Origin of the sequence: Aurantibacter sp. (genome assembly GCF_042094015.1) — a bacterium.
Classification (GTDB): Bacteria; Bacteroidota; Bacteroidia; order Flavobacteriales; family Flavobacteriaceae; genus Aurantibacter.
Map to the genome: position 1 here is coordinate 1 of NZ_JBELDZ010000120.1, position 3,364 is coordinate 3,364.

The following is a 3,364-nucleotide window of genomic DNA, read 5'->3' on the forward strand; positions in this document are numbered from 1 at the left end:
TTTAATTTTTATGCTTTCGCAGTACGTTCGAAATGCTATAAGGTTAGATACTTATAACTCCTTACAAATAAATCACAACTATTTGACGTATAATGAATATATTTGAGAATAAGAAAAAGAAAATAAATGCCTCAATCACAAAAAACATTAGAATTTCTTCAAAAACTAAAAGATAGTGGTCATTGGAATGATGATTATGATTATTCTGAGGTTGAGTATAAAAATGCTCACACTAATATCAAAATAATTTGCAATAAACACGGAGTTTTTTCTCCGAAACCAATGAGTTTAATAAAAGGTTCAAAATGTTTAAAATGTAGTATTAATGATAGAAAAGGTAAATCAAAATACTCTTCAAATGAAATAGTTGAAAAATTCAAAGAAATACATAATAACTTATATGATTATTCAAAAGTAGTATATAAGACAACCCATTCAAAAGTCAAAATAATTTGCAAGGAACACGGTGTCTTTGAACAATCACCAAAGTCTCATTTACGAGGTAGTGGTTGCCCTAATTGCAATGGCTCAGTAAATTACACCACAACCTCCTTTTTGAACACCCTCAAGAGTAAAGGTTATTGGAACGATGATTACGACTACACTGAAGTCATTTATGTTAACGCAAAGACGCCTGTAATTCTATTTAATAAATTAACAAGAACACGTCACAAAGTTAATGCATATTCATTATTAACAAGAAATGCTAAATGTGTTATTCAAAATGCAGTTGATAAAACGGAGTTTTTTATTAAATCTTCAAAATTAATTCATGATAATACTTATGATTATTCGTCAACTAAATATGTTCCGGGTAAAAAAGTTAAAATAGGATGTACTAAGCATGGTGTTTTTGAACAGGCACCAAGCAAACATCTTAATGGCTCTGGTTGTAATTCATGCGGAAATGAATCCATAGGAAACAAATTAAGAGGCAATGAAGAAGAAGTTATTCAAAAATTTAAAATTGTTCACAGTGATTTATACGATTACTCATTAGTAAATTATTCAAATTCTCATGAAAATGTCAGTATAGTTTGCAAAATCCATGGTGTTTTTGAACAATCACCAGGTAGCCATTTAGGTGGTTCAGGATGCCCAACTTGTGCAGGAAAAAACATAACTATGAAAGACACTTTAGAGGTGTTTAGAGAGATTCATGGGGATAAATATGATTACCAATTAGTAGAGTATAAAAATACAACAAAACCCATAAAAATTATTTGCCCAACACATGGTATTTTTACCCAAAAACCCATAGCACACAAAAGAGGGGGTGGATGTCCAAAATGTTCAAATAATATTCAGTTTACAACTGAACAGATAATTCAGCAATTTAGAAAAATACACAGTTCAAAATATGATTATTCACAAGTTAATTACATTAATTCCAAAACTAAATTAAAAATAATATGTCCTGAGCATGGAATTTTCATGCAGTCAGCATCTGTACATAAAAGACCTGCTGGTTGCCCAACTTGTGGCATTGGATGGAATACCAAAAGAGTAATTAATTTTATAAATGATATAAGAAACGAAGACATACTAAATATGGACCCTGTGGAGCTAAATATGTTAATTGCTCAAGGGAAACTCCCAAAAGAATTAGAAGAATTAGTATTTATAAATGAAGGAACAAAAAATAACTCTCTTAAAACCCTAAAAGAGAAGTTAGGTATTGAGGAAGAAGAAGAAGAGTTAAGTGAAGATAGAACAGAAGAACTCTCAGATAAATTAGAAGAGCTAACCTCATCCTATGATGATGAGTTAAACGATGCTGTCTCTGCTATAGAGGCGCCATCTATTGAAGATGTAGAATATTCTGAAACTGAGCAAAAGAAAAGAAAAGGACTACCAAGTATTTCTAATGAAGATATCCTTGTTCTGGATAAAGAATTGATTGGTACATGTGACGATGAAGCAGTAGAGTTTTTCATTCAGTACAAACTCAAAAAAGTTTGGAATGAAGTTATAAATGACAAGAGAGAGGTTGATGAAATTAAACTCTTAAACGGAGGAAAGAATTCATCGAGATTGCGAGATTTGTTTTTAGAAGAGTATGATAAGGTGGTAAAATACATTCCTCCAAAGGGATATGCTTTTCCACACCAGCCAAACATGATGCAGAAACTTACCGTACAAAGAGTTAAAGACTATAAGCGTTATGGGAATTGGAGTGGTACTGGTGCTGGTAAAACAATTTCATTTATTATTGCCAGTAGAGAAATTGACTCAAAGTTAACTGTTGTTATTTGCTTAAACTCTACGGTATCTCAGTTAGAAGAAGATATTTTAGATGTATATCCTAATAGCTCAGTACACTCAAACTTTAAGAAAGGTCAAAAGTTCGACAGGTCAAAACACAATTACCTACTCTTAAATTATGAGAAATTTCAGCAAGGGTATACAGAAGAGATATTTCAAGATTTAAACGAGAACAATCTCATTGATTTTATTGTTTTGGATGAGGTACATAACTCAAAGCAAAGAGATAAAAAAGAAAGCCTTCGTAGAGGTGCTTTAATGCGTTTAATAGGACGTTCAGCAGAGATGAATACTAACTTTCATTTACTTGGAATGAGTGCTACACCAGTCATTAATAACCTTATTGAGGCGAAGTCATTACTTAAGCTTATTACTGGTAAAAAGTATGATGATATTAATACCAGAGGGACTATCACTAATGCTCTAAAGATATTCAATCAATTACTTCTAAATGGAATTCGTTACATACCTAAGTATGATATTATTTTAAAAGAACTTACAGCAGAAAATACTCCTGTTTTAAATATTGACGGAACAGATTTAACTGATAAGTTAAAAGACAATAGTAATAAAGATTATTTAGGTTTAGAGAAAATATTGTTAGAAAGTAAGTTGACTGTTTTAGGGAACTTCCTAAAGCCCAAAACAATTATATATACTTATTTTACTGATAAAGACAGAATACCAAAAAGGGTTGCTAAGTATGTAAAATCTAAAGGATACTCTCACGCCCTTTATATTGGAGAGCAAAGCACAGCAGAAAGAGAACAAAGTAAGCGTGATTTTATTAAGGGAGATGTTGATATTTTAATAGCATCCAGAACCATTGGAACTGGTGTTGATGGATTACAAAATGTTTGTAATAACATGGTGTTATTAACCCTTCCATGGACAGATTCAGAGTACACCCAGCTAAAAGGGCGTATTTATAGGCAAGGAAGTAAATTTGGAGATGTTGAGATTATTATACCACAAGTATATGTAGACTTAGATGATAAAAGGTGGTCTTGGGATAAACAACGTTTGCAATTAATTAGAGAAAAAAGAACACTTGCTGATGCTGCTGTGGATGGAATAATACCCTCTAAGCATATACCAT

Annotated in this window: 1 protein-coding gene; it reads left to right on the forward strand. The window is 31.7% G+C overall.

Going from position 1 to position 3,364, the window contains the following annotated elements; genetic code table 11:
* Positions 1–126: 126 nt before the first annotated feature.
* The coding region (locus tag ACFDSN_RS11860) for a DEAD/DEAH box helicase (protein WP_375240069.1) at positions 127–3,364 on the forward strand (3,238 nt) is incomplete at its 3' end.